Origin of the sequence: Martelella alba (genome assembly GCF_006516955.1) — a bacterium.
Lineage (GTDB): Bacteria > Pseudomonadota > Alphaproteobacteria > Rhizobiales > Rhizobiaceae > Martelella > Martelella alba.
Genome location: NZ_VHLG01000020.1, coordinates 47,988 through 69,430, shown reverse-complemented (window position 1 = coordinate 69,430; position 21,443 = coordinate 47,988). Strand labels below are relative to the sequence as shown.

Here is a 21,443-nt window from a genome sequence, read left to right as displayed (position 1 = left end):
TGCCTTCATCGTCTTCCGCTCATTTCCCAGCCGGGAAAATGCACCGGAAAACTCTAACCAAATCTGGTCCAGTTTAAAGGGGGCAGAGCACTAAAGAGCCAATCTCTGATCAGGACGCCGCGCGGTAGGGGGGGCCAGAACACCGGTTACGTTTATTCTGAAGCAGGGGGATGACGGTAAAGAGCCGCCGGGCAACCACCCGTCGGCTTCTATTTCTTGATCCGGCCTTGACACTCAGCCGCGTCCGAAATCGTCGACAATACGGATGATATCGTCTTCGCCGAGATAGGAGCCGGTCTGAACCTCGATCAACTCCAGCAGGATCTTGCCGGGATTGGAAAGGCGGTGAACAGCGCCGAGCGGAATATAAACCGACTGGTTTTCACTCAGCATCGTCACATTCTCATCCACTGTCACCTCAGCCGTGCCCTTGACCACGATCCAATGTTCAGCGCGATGGTGATGCTTCTGCAGGGAAAGTTTCTTGCCCGGATGCACGAAGATCCGCTTAGCCTGGAACCGGTCCCCCTTGATGATTGAGGTGTAGCCGCCCCAGGGCCGGTAGGATGTCGGATGTTCCCGCGCCAGCGCTTCCGTCGCCTTCGAGGCTTTCAGCTGTTTGACGATCTGTCCGACATTCTGGCTGTCTTCCAGCTTGCCGACATAGACTGCATCTTCGCTGGCAATGATGGCCATACCTTCAAGGCCCTGGCCCGCCACATGAAGATGACGCGAAATCACCAGCGTATCCCTGGTGTTCATCAGCGTCGCAGCGCCGGAAACCACATTGCCGTCGCCATCCTTGTCGCCGTCCGCCCAGATTGCATCCCAGGAGCCCAGATCGGACCACTTGAACGCCGAAGGCACAACCACGGCATTGCCCGTCTTCTCCATGATCGCATAGTCGATAGAAATATCAGGGCATTGCTCAAAGGTTGCCTTATCGAGCCTGGTAAAGTCGAGATCGCCTTCATCCTTTTCAACCGCTTCTGCAGCCAGGCTCATCACCTCCGGTGCATAGACCTCCATTTCCCCGATCAGCGTGCCCACCGGGAACATGAACATGCCCGAATTCCAGGTGAATGTGCCAGCCGCCACCATTTCCTCTGCCGCCTTCAGCGGCGGCTTTTCGACAAAGCGCTTCACCGAAAAGGCACCGGGAATGCATTCTGCACCGGCCTCGATATAACCATAACCCGTTGCAGGCTCCGTCGGCGCAATGCCGAAGGTGACAAGTTTGCCGGCTTCGGCCGCCGCAAAGGCCGTATCAATGCAGGCAAAATAGGTTTCATCCGCATCGATCTCATGGTCAGAGGCCAGAACCTGCATGATCGCGCCCGCGCCGAACATCGACTGCACAAGCGCCGCCGCTGCCGCTACCGCAGGCGCGGTATTGCGCGCAACCGGCTCCAGAATGATCGAGGACAGCGCAATATCCATCTCGCGCGCCTGCTCGGCCACCAGAAAACGGAAATCCTCATTCGTCAGCACGATCGGCGCTTCATAGCGCGCGTCATCGCTAACCCGCTCAAGAGTCTTCTGAAACAATGTCTGAGGACCAAGAAACCGGATGAACTGTTTCGGCGCGGTCGCACGCGACAGCGGCCACAAACGGGTTCCCTTGCCGCCGGCCATGATCACGGGAACGATTTTACCTGTCATGAATCAATATCTCCTCAATAATCTATGGTGTGAAAATGAAATATCAGCCCGGTTCATAGGCTGCGATCAGGGAAAGGCCCTGCTGGAGCAGAGCTTGCGCTGCAGTGTCCGTTTCCGCTTCCACATAGCAGCGCATTTCAGGCGCATTGCCGGAAGGGCGGAAATGAATGATGCGTCCATTGGTCAGCGTCACTCGAAGCCCGTCAATATCGCTGGTAGTCGCAACCTGACCGACAGGCGCCAGGAAAGTCGCAAGATGATCGACGGAACTGCGCAAATAGCCCATCAGGGCGACGGAGCGCTCTTGAGCAAAATCTTTGATCCGATCGGCAGCCGCAACCGGCAGACTGAAACCGGCCACAACCGCGCTCAACGGTTTGCCCGCTGAAGCGCCGAGATAGAGTGCCGCCAGAACGGGAAGGAAACAATCCCGCGTCGGCAAGGCGGAAACCGGCGCGCCGGCGGGTTCAAACGACGATCCGGTCAGAAAGCCGCCATTCGCTTCAAAGCCGACGACACCGTCTTTGCCGGCACCAAGCGCCTCTTCCATCCCGGCAATCACATAAGGTGAACCGACGCGCGTTCGGAAAACGTCAAATGCACCGTTTCTCTCGATCCCGGAATTGGACGTCACCGGCGTGACCACTACCTTCGCCCCAAGGAAACGCGCCGTCATCAGCCCGATCAGATCGCCGCGAAGCGGACGGCCACTTTCATCGGCAACCAGCGGACGGTCCGCGTCGCCATCGGCGGACACGATCGCATCGAAACCAAATTCGCCGGCCCACCCCTTCAGCAGACCAATCGTGTCGTCGGATACGGCTTCCGTATCAACGGGAATGAAATCTTCAGAACGGCCGAGCGCCATCACATCGGCGCCGTAATGCGCCAGAAGATCAATAAAAAGATCGCGCGCCACGGTCGAATGCTGATAAACACCGATTTTCATGCCCAAAAGCGCGTTTGGCGGCAGAAGGGCGATATTGCGCTCGAAAAACAACGCCATAGCCTCGCCACCCTGATCCTCCCCCTTCAGTCGCACAACCGGGACAGTTCTGGAAAGGGCTGCGGCATTCTTTGTGATCGCCACCTCGTCATCCTTGGTGATCTCGCCGGTTGGCGTATAGAATTTGATGCCGTTGCGGTCGGCGGGAATATGCGATCCCGTCACCATCACCGATGCGGCCTGACGCGCAAACCCATAATAGCACAGCGCCGGCGTCGGCAGCGTGCCGCAGTCAACCGGTTGAAAGCCTTCTGCGGCAATCGCTGCCATACAGTTTTCGGCGACCTCCGGGCTGGAATCGCGGAAATCGCGCCCGACAAGGACCGGGTCGCCCACTCTCGCAACCCCGCTTTCAAGAAGATGACGGCAATACGCCACCGTATAGACACAGGCCGCTTCTCCGCGAAGAGCCGTCGACAAGCCACGAAGACCACTCGTCCCGAATTTCAGATCCATTTTGGATGCACCTTCGAACTTCTGATGATAACGATCAGGATCCCGTTTAATCTAAATAAAGGATCCCTCAACCTATCCTACAAAATCTAAAAACTTAAGGTCAATGCAACGACCTGCACCGGAACTGCAAGTGACGGACGAATAATTTTGCATAGGGCAGACACCATGAAAGCGGCCACAGCAGGCCGCCATGACGGCGATTAAACAAACGCCAATCCGGCGCATAAAGCCCTCGGAACGAATTGATATTCCTAAATCGTTCCTTCAGGCTCAAACCTGCATCATCTTGCCACTTCTGCGCTGCCGGATTGGCTGCGCAAGATGCAACATAAGCTGGAGCGAGCCATACGCTACCTCCCATCTGGCGCAAACGCAGTCCATAGTCAACATCGCCCCAGGCATGAAAGAACTGCCGTTCCAGATTGCCGACCTTGCGTATAGCGTCTTGCGAAACAAGAACGCAGTTACCCGCAACCGTCGCGACAGACAGCGGCCTGTCCGGCAGGGGCGGCACGGACTTAAGCCGCATGACTGCACCCGGACGCCGCTGATACCCTCCATAAGTCATCTCGCCCGAAATCGGATCCCGTGTTGCTCCCATGACCATGGTCGCACTATGCCCCTCTGCTGCAAGATCACGCGACGTTATCAGCAGGCGCATTACCGCATCAACATCCAGATCGGTGTCATCATTCAGCCAAAGCATATAATCGGGCGCTTTCTTTACGCCGTGTGAAAAAGCAAGCCGCATCCCACCATTCCAATACAGCTCGCCTGTGCCTTCGATCACATTAATGTCAGGATAAGCAGCCCGGACGGCATCACCTGTTCCGTCGGAGCTTCCGTCGTCCACGAGAAAAACCTGCAAATTAAAGAGTTCCCCAAGCCCCTTCTGCCGAAACAGCGCTGCCATTGCAGACAGCGTTTTCTCCCTTCGGTTAAAGCAGGTCAAAAGGACCGCAATCTGAGAAAGCATGTCCGTCATGCCAACGGCCTGTGCAGGCCAAGAGGTGGAGTCACAGCTTTCGATACCAAGGAAGTTTGCCTCCGTTTAAGACGAGAATGTAGTCCCGACTGGATACCAAGAGCCATCCACACCACCACGCCCATTTTGGGCTGGAGCCAGATCGGATTGAAACTCCAAACTATGAGGACAGAGGCCAAAAGCGTATAACCCAGGATCGCTTCATGCCGCTCGGTCGTCAGAAATCGAATTTTACTTAAGGAAAACAGAAAGCTGAGCACAGGCAGCAGAAACGCCAACGCCCCAATAGCACCGCCGTAAGCCAGAAGGTCCAGGAGATCACTGTGGCTCGGAATATAAAGATTGGTAAGCGGTACCTGCAATCGCGGCGTACCGCTGAACATCAGGCCAAACACCGGATTGTTGAGGAACTGATGCCAGCGCAGATCATAGGTATATAGACGCACGTTCGGGCTCCCCTGAGGAAGGGATCCTTCGAAATAAGGCAGAAGAAGCCAAAACAAAGCCGCAACAATGATCAGATAGAGAACGCCTATCGTCCGCGTCAGCAAAACCTGCCGATGGTTCTGCGACACCCAATGGGCCGGTGTGGCAAGCAGTATCGCCAGCGTCAGAGCCGCGACGAGAAACCCCGTATTCTTGAAGGAAGACAGCTCGCCCGCGAAAAACAAAAGAATGAGCACAAACCGGAGAACAGGGCGCTGGCGCATCGTGACCGATACATAAATGGCCCCGCACGCCAATATAAAAATCTCTTCATGATAGATGTGGTCGATACCTGACCGCTGCTCGAAAAACGGCCCGTGAATCTGCCAGAAGATCAACAGAACGCTCATGAAGACGCAGATTGCGACAAGCCACCCCCCGAACCTCCCGAGAAACCAGCGCAGCTGCGCAGGTTGACTGGACAGAATTCGAAATGGAAAGAAAGCCAGGCAAGCGACGGAAAGATTAAGAAAACTCTCCGGACGGCTGCCGGTGGCAACCGCTGTCCCGACGCCGCCGAGGAAGATCATGAAAATGATGATGGTCAAGCTTAGATCTTGCCAGATCAAACCGCCCTTCCATCGGACGCCCTTTACCAGATAAGCCACCCCAGCGAACAATGAGAGAAAGGTCGGAATAAACTGCTGCGTACTTGTCAGGCCCAACGCCTTGTCAGTTGGATCCGCCATCATCAAAATCGGGGCCAGCCCCGCCAGCAGTAATAATCTTGTTGCGAAAGCAGGCCGTTCCTGGACTATCGCGTCGCTGATCATCGTCCGGTTATTCATTATTCCAAATCCACCATGGGCTGGCCACCACGCATTCTGCGCCACTGCAATGAAATCATCGACGTCAGAAACATCCGCCGACAGACGCCGCGCGTCATCAACACTGTATCTGAGATCAGATGGGGTGCCCACCCCGCGCAAGCGGCCAGCTGCCGCTCCAGAACATTGAGTTCATACCCCATCACGCCAAGTCTTTCTTTTCCCAGCCGTTTCAGGTAACGTCGGGCCCAAAAACGCCGCAATGGATTACAGAACTGGACCTTCCAACGATCATCGCCGAGCGCGGCGGCCTCACGATTAAGGCCCCCGGTAGGGTCACCGAGACGTCCCTGAAACTGCACAGCCTCACGCCGGTCCCCCGTTTCATCACCGCAATCATCGTTCTCTAAAGATAGAAACGAATAGATCTCGGCGAGCTGACTGCCATCTCCGCCGACAATATCTTCATAACGGACGAAAACCGTATCCTCAGGGTCAGACATTGCAAATTCCACAAGCCGCGGCAAGGCAATCTCAAAGTCCTGCACAAAACGGTAGAGATTCCACCGTCCGGCACTGTAAGTCGACATCATTGAAGCAGCCACCGCCAATGGGTTGCGCCAGACCACGATGACCGGCGCCTCGGGAAAGATCTTGCGGATCTCAGCCGGCGCAAGAGAATAGCGGGGGGTCTTGTCCAGAAAATAGCGCGGCTTACCGCCATGGGCGGCGGCGAGCTTGTCGTATATTTTCTGTGCAGCGCCACGCATGGCGTCGTTCCAATCCTCTTCGCCAGCAGGCAAGGCCGCTACCAGATCTTCAAGCCCCATCCGGTAGGTATTATAATTATAGGTCGCGCCAGCGAGGTCGTCAGACGCTGGCAGAAGCAGACCAAGCAAAAACCATGGCTCAGAGACAGTCGCGATCTCAGGGTGGGATGCCAGCTCGCGCTGAAGCATCGTTGATCCTGACCTCGGTAGTGAAAAAATAAAGACTGGCTCAACCATATCAAAATACAACCATGAAAACTAAATGAGGAGTTTCATTCCGATCAATATCCAAGTCGATCTGAATATGTTTGCCAGTTCATCATATAATGATCCCGGGCAACTGCCTCCAGTTTCTCCAGGGGATCGCCTTCCCGTCGGAAAGTGCCTGTCGAATGGCGGGGCAGGTCTGTCTTGAAGGCTGGCGAGGCATTCTTCAATGCATCGAGAAACCCTGAATGTCCCTCCAGCCGAAGAAAACTGGCGATGTCCTGATAATAGGAAACATCCTTCGTCGTGAACAGATCTTCCACTTTGAGACGTTTGAAGCGGGGGTCGTCGAAATAGGGAACGAACGAAACCATGCGCTCGAAAAGCCACGCAAAGTGGGTCATCGTTATGATCTGACGTTCGCCCTCGTCGCCAGCGGCGCGCAGGGCATCAGTAAGACTACGTCCGCCGAGATGCGGCTGCGGCGTCGTGCGGGCCCATTTCTCGTCGCCGCGAAGATGATATTTGGTCGCACTCAAAACAAAGCTCGCCGGATGCCTCGTAAATACCAGAAATCGCGCATCCTCACGCGTGAGGATCCCATGCCTGCGCAGCGTTTCCACGTCAAAATTCCGACACCGGGCATTCGCGATATCACGCCGGTGAAGTCCGTTTATTTTATCTGCCGTATCAATTGTAACATTTGAAACATAGCATATATTTTTTGTATGCTTATGCAGATCAATTGAATAATTATTCCCGCATTTGTGAAAAAGCATAAAACAGTTCACCGCAGGACGTTTAAAGCCCGGAAGAAATTTCTTAAAAAAATCCATGCGACACTTCTTTCTATTTCTTTTGACGCTCAACCCACAGCAAAGGCAGGGTCTGAATTCCGAGGCGGCGCCAGCAATATGTTACAGCCAGTACATTCTGCACAATGACGGTAGCAGCGGAACCGATCGAAACACCGATGAGCGGATTGATGCGTCCGAGGAAAATCGACAGACCGACACCGACCGCCCCAGAGACTATAGAAAAAATCATAGCAGGGCGCTGCGCCGAGCTGACAGTCATAAGCAGTATCGGAGATCCGGTTATCGCATTCAGCACGCGTCCACCCAGAAGGATAAGAAACGCCGGCCAGGCAGCAGTGAAAGACGCACCGAACATGATCTGAAGGGTTTCAGGCCCTAACAGCAAAAACAGGCATGACACAGCGACAGAGATAAGCATTACAAATGTGGCCGTCATCCGCAACAGATATTGAAGCTCTGCAATCTTGCCCTGCCGCCATAATCCGGCCACTCTCGGCCCTATTGCCATGTTAACGGCAAGCAGAGGGAGGCCGATCAGACGGACAACCCGGATCGCAGCGCCAAAAAGAGCCGCGTTGTTAGACGAGCCGAGCGCTCCGACAATCCACAGATGGGCATCCGCCAAAGCCGTGTTGGCAACGATCATCACCCAGAGTGGCAGACTGATATGAACAGCATCCCGGAGAAACACACCGCCTGAAAGCGGAATAGAGCGAATGAGGCGCCAGAGCGGGATCAGGGAAGGCGGGATGACGACCAGAGCCGTCAGCGTCGTCGCCACCAGCACGGTGTTCAGATCCGGATGCAGATCGAGAAGAAAATAAGCTGCGACCACGACCAGAAACAATCCGTTGAACAGCAAGGTTTCGAACAGCCCGAAAAGCGTCATCATGCCGAAAGCACGCAAAATATGGGCAATCACCTGCGCTAGCGCGCGGGCGAACAACCAGACGGCAACCAAGGCGGCAAACCCGCTCCCCTGCGCGGTCACGCCAATCAGCAACGCCAGAGTGTTGAACAAAAAATAGACCAACAAGCCGGATCCAACGATCGTCAGCCCGGCATAGATGCCAATGCCCCGCAAGATAGGCCGCATGCTGTCAGACGCTGCGCCAGAGAGAAGCGGTACCGCACTTTGCGATACGCCGCCCATCGCAACCAGAGCGCCGACCTGAACGACACTTGCCACCAGAAAATATTCACCAAGTAAATTCAACGGCAAGATTCGGGCAAGAAACATGTTCGCGCCCAACCCGAAGACCATCGTCATGATACGTGCCACGCTTAATATGGCGCTTCCCCGGACCTGTTGATTAGCAGCAAATTTCCAGAGTTTCATGCGACAACGTAGCCTGCGCGGGTAAAAAGCTCCCTACCGATCGCTTCAACAATCCGACTGCTCTGCCCCGGCGTCAACCGCTCCCGCCATCCGTCAATCTTGCCACCACGAAAGGTCGGTGACGACGGATCGAAAATTTTGTCAAACTTCTGTCTGAGCTGATCGGACATCTCAATGCCAAGGTGCCCCGCTATGGCGTTCAATGCTTCATTCTGAGCTTCAGCAGAACCGCCACCGCGCATCCCAACCAGATCCTCAAAGCGAACGACCAGGCAATGCTCAGAATTTTCCCAGTTCAGAACGCTCGTAAATGCATCGGCGAGCGAAATGACCGACTGCCCCGATCCCGTGACACCGCCTTGAATGACGAAGTCAATGCGCTCTTCGGGCGACATCGATGCAAACGTCTTCTGCAGCCCATGTTTGAAGTTTCCTGCGTTCAAGACGTAGGGCACCATCGACGCCACCACAGCTCTCGGGTCCCGCAGGATCGTTATCGCCCGCACAGACCGGCGCTTCAGCAAACCGTCGAGCGCCGGGTCAAACGGCAGGTGCCCTTTGATGAAAGAGCTTTCCGCCATCGGCTCCAGCCAGCGAAGCATGGTATCTTCCGAGACATAAAGCGGAGAAAACACCCCGACAGGAATGGTGTGGAGGCCATCGGGAACATAGTTCTGACCGTCGAAATGGACTCTGGACCAACGACTTGCCGAACGATGTTCGATAAATGACGGCGAAGTGAGTCCCAAACGGTCTGTCAGGCGGCGATGTAACGGGCGATTGCTTTCACGGTTTTCGATGCCGAGAACCATTAAAGCCCGCTCTAATAAATGGGTTCCACTTTTCGGAAGTGAATTAACAAGAATATAGCCAGCAGAATTTACTACAGACATTTTCTGAGCCTCAGCCGCTTAATTTAAGATTATTGATCAAAATCGAAATATCGTTTTCAAAATTCAGTTTACGCGCATTCGCCCAGTTCCGGCCGGTCGCGGGATCTGGACGATCGCTGCCTCTCGCGACACTCAGTTCACGAGCGAAACCCTCAGCAGAATCGGCAACCCTGACATGCTCTGGAGCATCTACGATACCGCGCATGGCAAGGGATGTGGCCACCAACGGAATCCCCTGAGCGATCCCCTCAATGGTTTTCAGTTGGATCCCCGACCCGACCGTCGTCGGCACGGCCAGAGCGCGGCATCCTTGCATGAACCGGGCAGCATCAGGCACCCGTCCCAGCTTTGTGAGCCGTGAATCGCTGCATTGCAAAGTCTCCGAACCGGCGCCAGCAATAGCAACGCTGACATCACGCGGCAAAACCGGCAGGACGTTTTCGAGGAACCAGATGACGCCCTGGCGATTAATCTCCCAGTTCCAACTTCCGATCAGACCAATATCATACTCTTTGTCGCCATTCAGAACTGACCCGGGATCACGAAGTGACTGACCTGGCAGGTCGAAAACATGGATGCGGTCGGACATCCCACTCATCTCTGCCAAGGCTAACCGGTCACCATCTGAAAGGCACCACGTTTCAACGCTGTCAGCGATCAAAAACCGCTCCAGTTTTGACAACAGCACAGCATCGCGCTGGTAAAGCCATCTGAGATATCCGCTCGCCTTCAGACCAGCGCTGCGATACAAATCGGCTTCAACATTGTGCGCGACAAAGATCCGGTCTCGCGGCACCCAGGACAGACTGGCCAGCCAGCCCATATGTGCGTGGTCAATGACGAGAAGATCAGCCTTCTCTGCAAGCGCCCGGCGCAGCGCCTTCAAGTATTTTCCGCTGACAAACTTCGTATTGACAACCGGACGGCCGGTTAACAGCGACTGCAAGACCCATTTGTACCGGAGCATCCCGGCGTCAGACATCTCGATCGGCCAAGGCCCGGCTGAATAAATTCGTTCCCCTTCTATGGCAGGTCTGTCAATCCGCTGATAGCCGACAACGTGGACGTCATGTCCGGCACTGGCAAGCGCATCGATGAAATTCATCGATGCGATCTCACCACCATTCAGCTTTTCCTGTGGTAACCCGTTTGTCGCATAGACTATCTTCATTCACGGTCCCCATGCGTCGTCAGCAATCAAAATACATAAAACCTACACTACGTCCGCCTGAAAATTCATCAATCAAAGCTTTGATATTAAAAATAAAGCCTGCGAGAGATGAGCCACTTGTTTCAGCCTGACGATCCATAGCCACAAGGGATCACGCCATTGTATATATTTTTGCCAGCCCAAATCCCGACGTTTTGCCCATCTGCGCATAGGGATTTTTGCCTTATTTGGTCCGAATACTATCAAAAATGATCAGGAAGACAAATTTGGGCGCCAAAATAAGATAACGCCGCCAAAGCCGCTTCGGTTCTGAAATGAGCCTGTGCAACCATTCGAGACTGCATCGCTGCATCCACCGGGGAGCCCGTGTGACAGCGCCGCTATGAAAATCGAACGCGGCCCCAACGCCAATGAGAGTCTGGGTTAATCTCTTATAGTGGTCCCGCATCCAGATCTCCTGCTTAGGCGAGGAAATCCCGACCCAAACGACATCAGCCCCGCTGGCCAAAATTCGCTGCACGGCATCGTCGTCCTCCTCTTTCGTAAGAGGTCTGAAAGGCGGGCTCTCGACACCCACAACGCGTATTCTCGGATACTTCTGCTCGAAGACTTTGGCCAGTGTCTCCGGAACGCCTTCCTTGCCGCCATAAAAGTAGTGCCTGAGACCACTTTTTAATGACCGAGCAATGACATGATCCATTAAATCAGGTCCGCAAGTGCGTTCAACCTTGAAGCCTTTCAGCTTCCCCAGCATCACCAGCGGCATCCCGTCTGGAGTAATCATCGCGGCATCGTCGTGAACACCAGAAAGATCCGGATCGCTGATGATGGCCATAAGGCTCGCCACGTCTCGAACACAGACAAAACGCCCAACTTTGTCGCTTCCCCAAGTTTCAATTGTAGAGCAAGCGCTGTCCAGGGTGAGTGCCGAAATCGGAACCCCAAGAACGTCATAGCTTGTAAACGCAGCGTTCATCGACCGCACTCCTACGCCGGTTAAGCAGGGTTTCCAGACCCGCGTTCGCCATCGCAAAATGCCTGATAAGCATCGCGGATGCCATCTTCGAGCGAAATCTGCGGTGCCCATCCCATGGAACGTAGTTTCTCGGTATCCATCAGCTTTCGCGGCGTGCCATTTGGCTTGGAAAGATCATGGACAATTTCGCCCGTAAACCCGACAACTTTGCAAACGAGCTGGGTGAGTTCGAGGATGGTAATATCCGTGCCGGAACCGACATTGACATGCTCGTCGCCGGAATAGTTCTTCAGCAGGAAGACTACGGCATCCGCGCAATCGTCAGCGTTCAGAAACTCGCGGCGCGGCGATCCGGTGCCCCACATGATGATCTCTTTCGCACCGCTGATTTTTGCTTCATGGGCCTTGCGGATCAGCGCTGGTAGCACATGGCTCGAATTTAGGTCGAAATTATCGCCAACGCCGTAGAGATTGGTGGGCATGGCAGAGATGTAGTCGCGTCCATATTGCTTGCGATAAGCCTGCGCCAGCTTGATTCCCGCGATCTTGGCAATCGCATACCATTCATTTGTCGGCTCCAGAGGGCCGGTCAGCAGCGCATCTTCCGGGATCGGCTGCGGTGCCATTTTCGGATAGATGCAACTCGACCCGAGAAAGACGAAGCGATCGACATCATTGCGATGCGCCGCGTCGAATATATTCGCTTCAATCATCAGATTGTTATAGAGAAAATCGACCGGATAGGTGTTGTTGGCGAGAATGCCACCAACCTTCGCTGCCGCCATGACGATGGCGTCCGGCTTGGTTTTCGCCATGAAGGCTTCGACTTCGTTTTGTCGCACAAGATCGACCACATCGCGACCAGCCGTTATGACTTCGCAGTCTTCCTCCGCCAGCCGTCGCGCGACCGCTCCACCAACCATGCCGCGATGACCGGCAACCCAGATCTTCTTGCCTTTGAGATCATAAACCATATTTTCTCTCACCCTCCTTGCCGGCAGTCCGGCAGGAGCCTTCCAAGACGTGATGATTTAATGGCCCGTCACCGACTGAGCGATGCGGGCCGTTCAAGCATTCAGCCTTCGAGACTGACCGGCAGCTCGAGTCCATGCTCTTTCAGCAGTGCAAAGCGACGTGCAGCCTTGTGGTCGTTGCTCACCATTTCAGCGCACATTTCGCGAGCCGTGATTTCCGGGACCCAGCCAAGCTTTTCCTTCGCCTTGGAGGGATCACCGAGAAGGGTGTCAACCTCAGCGGGGCGGAAATAACGCGGATCGATGCGCACGATAACGTCACCAACCTTCACCTTCGGCGCCATGTCGCCCGTCACCGCCGCAACAGTTGCAATCTCGTCAACGCCTCTACCGGAAAATTCCAGCACAATGCCAAGATCTTCCGCTGCCCAGGTGATGAATTCACGGACCGAATACTGTTTGCCGGTTGCAATCACGAAGTCATCAGCCTGATCTTGCTGCAGCATCATCCACTGCATGCGGACATAGTCTTTGGCGTGTCCCCAGTCGCGCAGGCTGTCGATATTGCCCATATAAAGGCAATGCTCCAGACCCAGCGCAATATTTGCGAGGCCTCGAGTGATCTTTCGCGTGACAAAGGTTTCGCCACGCCGCGGGCTTTCATGATTGAACAAAATGCCGTTACAGGCATACATTCCATAGGATTCACGATAGTTCACCGTGATCCAATACGCATATAGTTTCGCTGCTGCGTAGGGTGAACGCGGGTAAAATGGCGTTGTCTCGCGCTGCGGTATTTCCTGCACAAGCCCGTAGAGTTCCGATGTCGAGGCCTGATAAAAGCGGGTCTTATTCTCAAGCCCGAGAAAACGGATCGCTTCGAGAAGACGAAGGGCACCAATTGCATCGACATCGGCCGTATATTCCGGCGCCTCAAAGGACACGGCAACATGCGATTGAGCGCCGAGATTATAAACCTCATCAGGTTGAATATCGCGGAGCAGACGCGTAAGGTTCGACGTATCCGAAAGATCGCCGTAATGCAACTTCATCCGCGAGGAACCGCTATGAGGATCCTCATAAAGATGGTCAACACGCTGCGTATTGAAAAGCGAGGCACGACGCTTGATGCCGTGTACTTCATATCCCTTTTCCAACAGGAATTCGGTAAGATAGGAACCATCCTGCCCGGTTATGCCTGTAATGAGTGCCTTTTTCATATATAATCCTCGGATCGCAACGGTTGTTATCGCGAAAATTGAAATTCATTTAAATAATGTAACCATGAGGCAATCTATATCGCCCGTGCTCCCCAACCAATAAAAAATGGATTGGCGAAGTCACTATCCGATGCCTGATGCGTCTTGCCATATGGCAGGGGATTTTTGTCCAGTCCCACCGTCACGCCACCAGCAGCCCGCAAAACCGCATCACCAGCAGCCGTATCCCACTCCATTGTCCGACCAAAGCGCGGATAGACATCCGCCAGACCTTCGGCGACGATGCAGAATTTCAGTGAAGACCCGACCGACGTGAAATCGGTTACGCCGATCTCTTGCATAAAGGCCTCCGTCTCTGGACTGTTATGTGATCGGCTTGCAACCGCAATCAACGCTGTTCCCTTTTCGCGCGCGCAGATCGGCGTGGTGGCCGTAATGGCGCCATCTTCGATGGCAAGCTTTTCCGCACCATCGCCGGATGTCCGGTAGGCGACCCCCTTGGCAGGCGCGTAAACAATACCGGCTACCGGGATGCCGCCCTCGATCAGCGCAATATTAACCGTGAAGTCCTCGCGCTTGTTGATGAACTCCTTGGTGCCATCGAGCGGATCAACGAGAAAGAAAGCCCTGCCCGAAACATCCGGCACCCTGCCAGCAGCGACCGATTCCTCGGCAATAATCGGTATATCCGGGAAGGCCTTTTCGAGATGGCCGAGGATGATTGCCTCAGCTTTCTCGTCTGCCACGGTTACTGGCGAGGCATCAGACTTGTAGGAAACATCAATGCCGCCCTTGTAAACCTCCATGATGACGACACCGGCCTCGAGAGCCGCCTTGAGAAACACGTCCTGAAGCATGATCAATCCTTCTTCTCAAGGTTGGTCAGATAGTCCTCAATGCGGCTGGCCAACTCAAAGGGCTCATGACCGACCGTATGGAGATGGAGTTCTGGATTTTCCGGCGTCTCATAGGGCGAGGAAATACCGGTGAAGTTGTCGATCTCACCAGCCTGGGCCCGCTTATAGAGCCCCTTGGGATCACGCTGGGCGCAGACTTCAATCGGCGTGTCGATGAAAACCTCGACAAATTCACCCTTATCCATCAGGTCACGCGCGAGACGGCGTTCAGAACGGAAGGGCGAGATGAAGGAGACCAGTACGACAAGTCCGGCGTCAGCCATCAGCTTGGCGACTTCAGCCACGCGCCGGATGTTCTCGACGCGGTCTTCGGCGGTAAAGCCGAGATCGCGGTTAAGACCATGGCGGATATTGTCACCGTCAAGCATGTAGGTGTGCTTGCCCTTTGCGTGGAGGATCTTTTCCAGTGTGTTGGCGACGGTGGACTTGCCAGAGCCGGAAAGGCCAGTAAACCAGAGAACTGCCGGCTTTTGGGCCTTGATTTCCGAACGCGCACCCTTGTTGACCTCGGTCGCCTGCCAGTGAACATTCTGGGCGCGGCGCAACGGGAAATCGATCATGCCAGCCCCGACAGTGGCGTTTGTGATACGATCAATGATGACGAAATTGCCGGTGGTGCGGTTATCCTTATAAGCATCAAAGACAATCGGTGCCTGGGTCGAGATGTTGCAGACGCCGACCTCGTTCATGTTCAGCGCCTTGGCAGCCTCATGGGCAAAGGTATTGACGTTGACATGATACTTCAGCGCCGTGATCGTCGCCGACGTGCTGTCGACTTCGGTGCGCAGGATATAGGAACGTCCCGGGATCATCGGGTTGGCGTCAAACCAGATCAGCTTGGCCTGGAACTGATCGGCAACATTCGGGCGAGCCTCGGGCGCGACTAGAATATTGCCACGCGACACTTCGATTTCATCTTCTAACACCAGCGTCACCGCCTGCCCGGCCTCTGCCGAGGGCAGACTGCCATCCATGGTGACGATGTCCTTGATCTTCGAGGCCTGACCGGATTTCGCAACCGTGATCGTGTCGCCGATTGCCACTTTGCCGGAGGCAAGCTGGCCGGAAAAGCCACGGAAGTTCAGGTTCGGGCGGGTGACCAGCTGCACCGGGAAGCGCACCGGACGCTCGACCAGATCGGATTCAATCGGAACGACTTCGAGATGTTCAAGCAGCGCCGGGCCCGTATACCAGGGCATATTTTCCGAACGCATGGTGACATTGTCACCGAAGCGGGCCGACATCGGGATCGGCACGATCGTCTCAAAGCCAAGGTCCTTGGCGAACTCCAGATAATCGGCAACGATCTTGTCATAGACCTCCTGAGAATAATCCATCAGGTCGATCTTGTTGATCGCGACAACGATATGGCGGATGCCGAGCAGCGAGGCAATGTAGGAGTGGCGGCGGGTTTGACGCAGAATGCCTTGCCGGCTGTCGACCAGAACAACAGCCAGATCGGCCGTCGAGGCGCCGGTTGCCATATTGCGGGTATATTCCTCATGGCCGGGCGTATCGGCAACGATGAATTTGCGCTTGGATGTGGCAAAGAAGCGGTAGGCAACATCAATGGTGATGCCCTGTTCGCGCTCGGATTCCAGACCGTCCACCAGAAGGGCGAAATCGATATCCTCGCCCGTCGTACCATGCTTGGCGCTGTCACGCTCGAGTGAAGCCAGCTGGTCTTCGAAAATCAGCTTTGTATCATAGAGCAGACGGCCGATCAGCGTAGATTTGCCGTCATCCACCGAGCCGCAGGTCAGGAAGCGAAGCAGCGACTTGCGTTCCTGTTCGGCAAGATATTCGATCATATCGCCGGAAACGTCGATCATGTCGTTCATCAGAAATACCCCTCGCGCTTCTTCTTCTCCATGGAACCGGCTTCATCCTTGTCGATGAGACGTCCCTGCCGCTCCGACGTCCGGGCGGTGAGCATTTCGCGAACAATATCCTGAAGGGTCGCCGCTTCGGATTCGACGGCACCCGTCAGCGGGTAGCAGCCAAGCGTGCGGAAACGCACCATCTTTTCTTCAACCTTGTCGTCGGGACCGAGAGGCATGCGCTCGTCATCGACCATGATCAGCATGCCGTCCTTCTCAACGACGGGCCTCTTCTTGGCAAAATACAGCGGCACGATCGGAATTTCTTCCTTCATGATGTACTGCCAGATATCAAGCTCGGTCCAGTTGGACAGCGGGAAGACGCGGATCGATTCACCCGGCCCAACGCGGGTATTGTAGGTCTTCCACATTTCCGGACGCTGGTGCTTCGGATCCCAGGCGTGCTGGGCGTTGCGGAAAGAGAAGATGCGCTCTTTGGCGCGGGATTTCTCCTCATCGCGCCGCGCACCGCCAAAGGCGGCATCAAAGCCATATTTGTCGAGTGCCTGCCTCAGACCAACCGTCTTCCAGATATGGGTATGCGTGTTGGATCCGTGATCGAAGGGATTGATATTGCCCTCGACGCCTTCCGGATTGATATGCACCAGCAGATCAATGCCAAGCTCACGCGCCATCCGGCTTCTGAACTCGTACATTTCCTTGAACTTCCAGGTCGTATCGACATGAAGAAAGGGAAAGGGCGGCTTGGCCGGATAAAAAGCTTTCATCGCCAGATGCATCATGACTGACGAGTCTTTGCCAATCGAATAAAGCATAACCGGCTTGGAAAAACTGGCAGCAACTTCACGAAAAATATGGATAGATTCAGCTTCAAGGCGCTGAAGATGAGTTAGGGACATTTCAAAACCCGATTTGGACAAGACAAAACTTAAAAATCATCGAAAAATACTCATTAACGTCTTCAAGAATTGAAGCGCCAATGTCAAGGGCGAGCTATAGTTTTCTCAACCTTTACGTTTCTCGACAATACGGCTCTAAACCTTCGACCAATAAATGCACAAACTGAATGACATCCCCATTTTTCCAGGGCACCCGCGAGGCCATGCGTCCTTGTCGCGCCCGACATGAAATCATTTGAATAAATAGATAACGTCCTAAGTTCAGATTCGATTTTCTAACTTTTTCGCGCGTTGCACAAGTGCTATTAGCCAATTTGCCTCCCACCACCGTTAATCAACGGTTCATTGCGCGTTCCCCGTCTTCCAGGCCCGCTTCAGCGTCTGCCAAAGACCGCATCTCGGCGCCCTCCCCGGACCCGGTCAGAAAAGCAGCAAAAACAAGCTTCGATGACGGTTAGGCAGATATAAATCATAACCGCAATTGCGCGCAGATATTGAAAAAAATCTTTTATTTTCGGGACATTCTGTAGAATGGATTACGTCCATCTCATACCGACTTTCGCCATCGTGATTGGCGCGATCTTCCTATTTGCACTCGACCGGTTTCCCACGGAAGGGGTCGCTCTCGGCGTTCTCGGCGCACTCCTTGTCATTTTTTGCCTGTTTCCCGGCAGCGGATCTTCCGGGGCAGACCTCACCGTTGGCGAACTCTTTGCCGGCGTCTCCAGCCCGGCCCTTGTCACCATTCTGGCGCTGCTCGTTGTCGGAAATGGCCTGTTGCAACCGATGCACTGGAGGGGTTTACCAGCAGAATCTGCCGGACCTACGGCGGCAAGCCGCCTTTCCGGCGCTACGGGAGCCGCTGGGGCCATCAGCCTGCTATCCCATCACCGTCGCCCTGTTGACCACCGTCCTGTCGAACAACGCCGCCACTGCCCTTTTCATGACGATTGCGCTGGACCTGGCCACCCGCCTCTCGCCTTTGCCTCAGCGGTGATTTTTGCTGCCAACTGTTCCTTCGCCACGCCGATCGCCTATCAGACGAACATGCTTGTCATGGGGCCCGGCCATTACAGTTTCAGCGATTTCGTCAAGGCCGGGTTGCCCCTGACGATCATACTGACACTCTTTTTCGCATTGCTCGCGCCATGGCATTATCATTTGTAGAGCTCGGCTCCGAACAGCCCGTTGATATCGGGGCCGACATCTCAATGCACGACGGCATCACCGGGCGGTAAAGCATGATCGCCCGATGACCTGAAATGGCAGGGTTCTGGCAAAGGGAACTATTGCTTTGGCAACAGGCGGGCGAGGTATTTCCCGTATTCAGTCTTGCCAAATTTCATGGCCAGTTCGCGCAGTTTGTCATCGTCGACCCAACCAGCGCGATATGCAATTTCTTCAGGACAGCCCGTCTGCATGCCCTGACGTTCCGACAATGTCCGGACAAAATTCCCGGCATCCAGCAGACTGCCGTGTGTGCCGGTATCGAGCCAGGCAAAGCCGCGCCCCATGGTTTCTACCGCAAGCGTACCATCCTTGAGATAGCTTTCCAGCAAAGTGACGATTTCCAGTTCTCCACGCGGTGACGGCCTGACCTCCCGCGCCCTGGCGCTCGCCTCGCCGTCCAGGAAATAAAGCCCGGTCACGGCATAATTTGATGGTGGCCTCGCTGGCTTTTCGATGATTTCCTTCACCGTCCCTTCACTGTCAAAAGCGACCACGCCATAGCGTTCGGGGTCAACCACATGATACCCGAAAACGGTTCCACCGCTCGCCCTGGAATCTGCACTCTGCAGCATTTCCGGCAGGCCGTGGCCAAAAAAGATATTGTCGCCGAGCACCATGGCCGATGGCGCACCGGCAAGAAAATCTTCTGCCAGAATATAGGCCTGGGCCAGACCGTCCGGCGAAGGCTGTGTGATATAGGTCAGCGCGATTCCCCACTGGCTGCCATCGCCGAGCAGTTTGCGAAACTGGTCCTGATCCGAAGGCGTCGTGATGATCGCAATTTCCCTGATCCCGCTCAGCATCAGGACCGAGAGCGGATAATAGATCATCGGCTTGTCATAGACAGGCATCAGCTGCTTCGAAACGGCCATGGTCAGCGGGTAAAGGCGCGTACCCGAGCCTCCCGCCAGGATAATACCCTTGCGTGCAGTCATGAAACGCCCCCAAGTTTTTCCAGCACAATCGAAAGATCGGATTTCCAGTCCGGCCGCGAGAGGCCGAAGGCCTTAAGCGAAGAACAATCCATCCGGGAGTTGGACGGACGGCGCGCCGGCGTCGGATAGTCCGATGTCGCGATGTCGTTGACCGTGACGCCCCTGCCTGCCTGGCGGAAAATTTCCCTGGCAAAATCTGCCCAGCTAACATCCGGCGCACCGGAAAAATGATAAATGCCGGATTTTTCCTTTGAAATGATCAACTGCTCGGCAATCATTTTGCAGGCGGTGGCAATCGAGGCTGCCGATGTCGGACCACCGACCTGATCTGCAACCACATTCAGCGTGTCACGGGTCTCTGCCAATCGCAGCATAGTCTTGACGAAGTTGCCGCCATACGCCGAGAAAACCCAGCTCGTCCTGAGGATGGCATGGACCGCGCCACTCGCGGCCACCGCTTTCTCGCCTGCAAGCTTGCTGCGGCCATAGGCGCCGATCGGGCCTGTCGGATGGCCGGTTCCATAGGCCGTATCACCAAGACCGTCGAAAACATAATCCGTGGAGATATGGACAAAAGGGATCGACAGCCTGGCGCAGGCCTTAGCCATGGCGCCCGGCGCTGCACCGTTCACCCTTGTTGCCATGTCCTCATCGCTTTCCGCCTTGTCAACGGCGGTATAGGCCGCCGCGTTGATCACGGCCTGCGGCTGCATTGCTTCAATCGCCCTTGCGCAGGCGGCAGGATCCGTCAGATCGGCCGTATCGCGGCCCAAAAAACGCGCCTCTGGCAGCAGAAGCTGGAGCTCGGAGGCAACCTGACCGCTTTTTCCGAAAACCAGCATCATGCCTTCACCCCAAGCCGCTCGCCGACACCATGCCGGTCTTGCAGCGCCTGCCACCAAGCCTCATTGTCGAGATACCACTGAACGGTGCGCCCAAGCCCCTCTTCGACCGTTACGGAAGGCCGCCAGCCAAGCTCGGTGCGAATGCGGGTCGGATCGATCGCATAACGCATGTCATGGCCGGGCCTGTCGGTCACAAATGTAATTTGATCGGCATAGGACCCCGATGCCTTCGGCCGTTTGCTGTCCAGAATGGCGCAGATCGTTCGAACCAGCTCAAGATTGGTGCGCTCGTTTTCGCCGCCGATATTGTAGCTGCGCCCGCTCATGCCACGCTCCAGCACTGTCAGCAGCGCGTCAGCATGGTCCTCGACATAGAGCCAGTCGCGAATATTCTCGCCCTTGCCGTAAATCGGGATCGGCTTGCCTGCAAGTGCATTAAGAATGACAACGGGAATAAGCTTTTCGGGAAAGTGAAACGGACCATAATTGTTCGAACAATTGGTCAGCACCACCGGCAAGCCGTAAGTCTCGTGCCAAGCTCGAACCAGATGGTCTGATGCGGCTTTCGACGACGAATAGGGCGAGCGCGGATCATAAGGTGTTTCTTCGGTAAACTGCCCCGTTGCGCCAAGAGATCCAAATACCTCGTCCGTCGAAATATGATGAAAGCGGAATGCATCCGGCTTGCCCCTGGCTGTCCAATAGGAGCGAGCCGCCTCCAGCATATTGTAGGTCCCATTGATATTCGTCTCAATGAAATCACCGGGACCATCAATCGAGCGGTCCACATGACTTTCCGCCGCCAGATGCATCACCGCGTCCGGCGCATGCACTTCGAAAGCGGTGTCAAGTGCCGCGCGATCACGGATGTCGGCATGAACGAAGCCATAAAGCGGGCTATCGGCGACACTTGCCACATTATCAAGACAGGCCGCATAAGTCAGCGCGTCAAGATTGACGACGGCATGTCCGCGCGCAATCGCCAACCGCACGACGGCGGACCCGATGAAACCGGCGCCACCGGTAACGAGAATCTTCATCGCCCG

At 55.1% G+C, this 21,443-nt stretch carries 19 protein-coding genes; 1 reads left to right on the top strand and 18 read right to left on the bottom strand.

Annotated features, from left to right (window positions below):
• Positions 1-234: 234 nt before the first annotated feature.
• The 15 genes from FJU08_RS21150 to cysD form a co-directional block, all read right to left on the bottom strand.
• On the bottom strand, positions 235-1,662 hold the full coding sequence (locus FJU08_RS21150; protein ID WP_141151042.1) for a mannose-1-phosphate guanylyltransferase/mannose-6-phosphate isomerase: 1,428 nt from the start codon (positions 1,660-1,662) through the stop codon (positions 235-237).
• 43 nt (positions 1,663-1,705) lie between these two features.
• Positions 1,706-3,124, bottom strand: coding sequence for a phosphomannomutase (locus FJU08_RS21145; protein ID WP_141151041.1), 1,419 nt, complete (start codon positions 3,122-3,124; stop codon positions 1,706-1,708).
• Positions 3,125-3,224: 100 nt separating this feature from the next.
• Positions 3,225-4,109, bottom strand: coding sequence for a glycosyltransferase family 2 protein (locus FJU08_RS21140; protein ID WP_141151040.1), 885 nt, complete (start codon positions 4,107-4,109; stop codon positions 3,225-3,227).
• Complete coding sequence (locus FJU08_RS21135; RefSeq protein WP_141151039.1) at positions 4,106-5,383, bottom strand: hypothetical protein; 1,278 nt, start codon at positions 5,381-5,383, stop codon at positions 4,106-4,108. Before FJU08_RS21135 ends, FJU08_RS21140 begins: the two co-directional genes overlap by 4 nt.
• A complete protein-coding gene (locus tag FJU08_RS21130) occupies positions 5,383-6,369 on the bottom strand; it encodes a sulfotransferase family protein (protein ID WP_141151038.1) in 987 nt (328 codons plus the stop codon). Before FJU08_RS21130 ends, FJU08_RS21135 begins: the two co-directional genes overlap by 1 nt.
• 44 nt (positions 6,370-6,413) lie before the next feature.
• Positions 6,414-7,175: a hypothetical protein gene (locus tag FJU08_RS21125; RefSeq protein WP_141151037.1), complete on the bottom strand. Its 762-nt coding sequence runs from the start codon at positions 7,173-7,175 to the stop codon at positions 6,414-6,416.
• A gap of 13 nt (positions 7,176-7,188) precedes the next feature.
• Entirely contained in the window at positions 7,189-8,496 is a 1,308-nt protein-coding gene (locus FJU08_RS21120) for a lipopolysaccharide biosynthesis protein (RefSeq protein WP_141151036.1), read from the bottom strand.
• A complete protein-coding gene (locus tag FJU08_RS21115) occupies positions 8,493-9,389 on the bottom strand; it encodes a sulfotransferase domain-containing protein (protein WP_141151035.1) in 897 nt (298 codons plus the stop codon). Before FJU08_RS21115 ends, FJU08_RS21120 begins: the two co-directional genes overlap by 4 nt.
• Before the next feature lie 10 nt (positions 9,390-9,399).
• The gene (locus FJU08_RS21110) at positions 9,400-10,560 is read right to left on the bottom strand and encodes a glycosyltransferase (protein ID WP_141151034.1); all 1,161 of its coding nucleotides are present in this window, start codon (positions 10,558-10,560) and stop codon (positions 9,400-9,402) included.
• 223 nt (positions 10,561-10,783) lie between these two features.
• Complete coding sequence (locus FJU08_RS21105) at positions 10,784-11,536, bottom strand: WecB/TagA/CpsF family glycosyltransferase (protein ID WP_181409973.1); 753 nt, start codon at positions 11,534-11,536, stop codon at positions 10,784-10,786.
• A gap of 20 nt (positions 11,537-11,556) precedes the next feature.
• Complete coding sequence (fcl, locus tag FJU08_RS21100; RefSeq protein ID WP_141151032.1) at positions 11,557-12,510, bottom strand: GDP-L-fucose synthase; 954 nt, start codon at positions 12,508-12,510, stop codon at positions 11,557-11,559.
• A 101-nt stretch (positions 12,511-12,611) separates the two neighbouring features.
• Positions 12,612-13,730, bottom strand: a complete 1,119-nt coding sequence (gmd, locus tag FJU08_RS21095; RefSeq protein WP_141151031.1) for a GDP-mannose 4,6-dehydratase — start codon at positions 13,728-13,730, stop codon at positions 12,612-12,614.
• A 74-nt stretch (positions 13,731-13,804) separates the two neighbouring features.
• Positions 13,805-14,593 carry a 3'(2'),5'-bisphosphate nucleotidase CysQ gene (cysQ, locus tag FJU08_RS21090; RefSeq protein ID WP_141151030.1) on the bottom strand — a complete coding sequence of 263 codons (789 nt, stop codon included), beginning with the start codon at positions 14,591-14,593 and terminating at the stop codon, positions 13,805-13,807.
• Entirely contained in the window at positions 14,590-16,488 is a 1,899-nt protein-coding gene (gene nodQ, locus FJU08_RS21085; RefSeq protein ID WP_235890906.1) for a bifunctional sulfate adenylyltransferase/adenylyl-sulfate kinase NodQ, read from the bottom strand. Before nodQ ends, cysQ begins: the two co-directional genes overlap by 4 nt.
• The gene (gene cysD / locus FJU08_RS21080) at positions 16,488-17,387 is read right to left on the bottom strand and encodes a sulfate adenylyltransferase subunit CysD (RefSeq protein ID WP_141151029.1); all 900 of its coding nucleotides are present in this window, start codon (positions 17,385-17,387) and stop codon (positions 16,488-16,490) included. The genes nodQ and cysD overlap by 1 nt, the downstream gene beginning before the upstream one ends.
• 531 nt (positions 17,388-17,918) lie before the next feature.
• Between cysD and FJU08_RS23265 the strand changes: the two genes are divergently transcribed.
• The gene (locus FJU08_RS23265) at positions 17,919-18,554 is read left to right on the top strand and encodes a hypothetical protein (RefSeq protein ID WP_328592429.1); all 636 of its coding nucleotides are present in this window, start codon (positions 17,919-17,921) and stop codon (positions 18,552-18,554) included.
• Between the two features lie 119 nt (positions 18,555-18,673).
• Here FJU08_RS23265 and rfbA read toward each other — a convergent pair whose 3' ends face one another.
• Genes rfbA through rfbB form a run of 3 tightly spaced genes read right to left on the bottom strand, consistent with a single transcriptional unit; the run spans position 18,674 to position 21,437 of the window.
• Positions 18,674-19,552 (bottom strand): glucose-1-phosphate thymidylyltransferase RfbA, encoded by an 879-nt coding sequence (rfbA, locus tag FJU08_RS21070; protein ID WP_141151028.1) that lies wholly within the window; start codon positions 19,550-19,552, stop codon positions 18,674-18,676.
• Positions 19,549-20,397, bottom strand: a complete 849-nt coding sequence (gene rfbD, locus FJU08_RS21065; protein WP_141151027.1) for a dTDP-4-dehydrorhamnose reductase — start codon at positions 20,395-20,397, stop codon at positions 19,549-19,551. The genes rfbA and rfbD overlap by 4 nt, the downstream gene beginning before the upstream one ends.
• Entirely contained in the window at positions 20,394-21,437 is a 1,044-nt protein-coding gene (gene rfbB, locus FJU08_RS21060; protein ID WP_141151026.1) for a dTDP-glucose 4,6-dehydratase, read from the bottom strand. The genes rfbD and rfbB overlap by 4 nt, the downstream gene beginning before the upstream one ends.
• Positions 21,438-21,443: the final 6 nt, after the last annotated feature.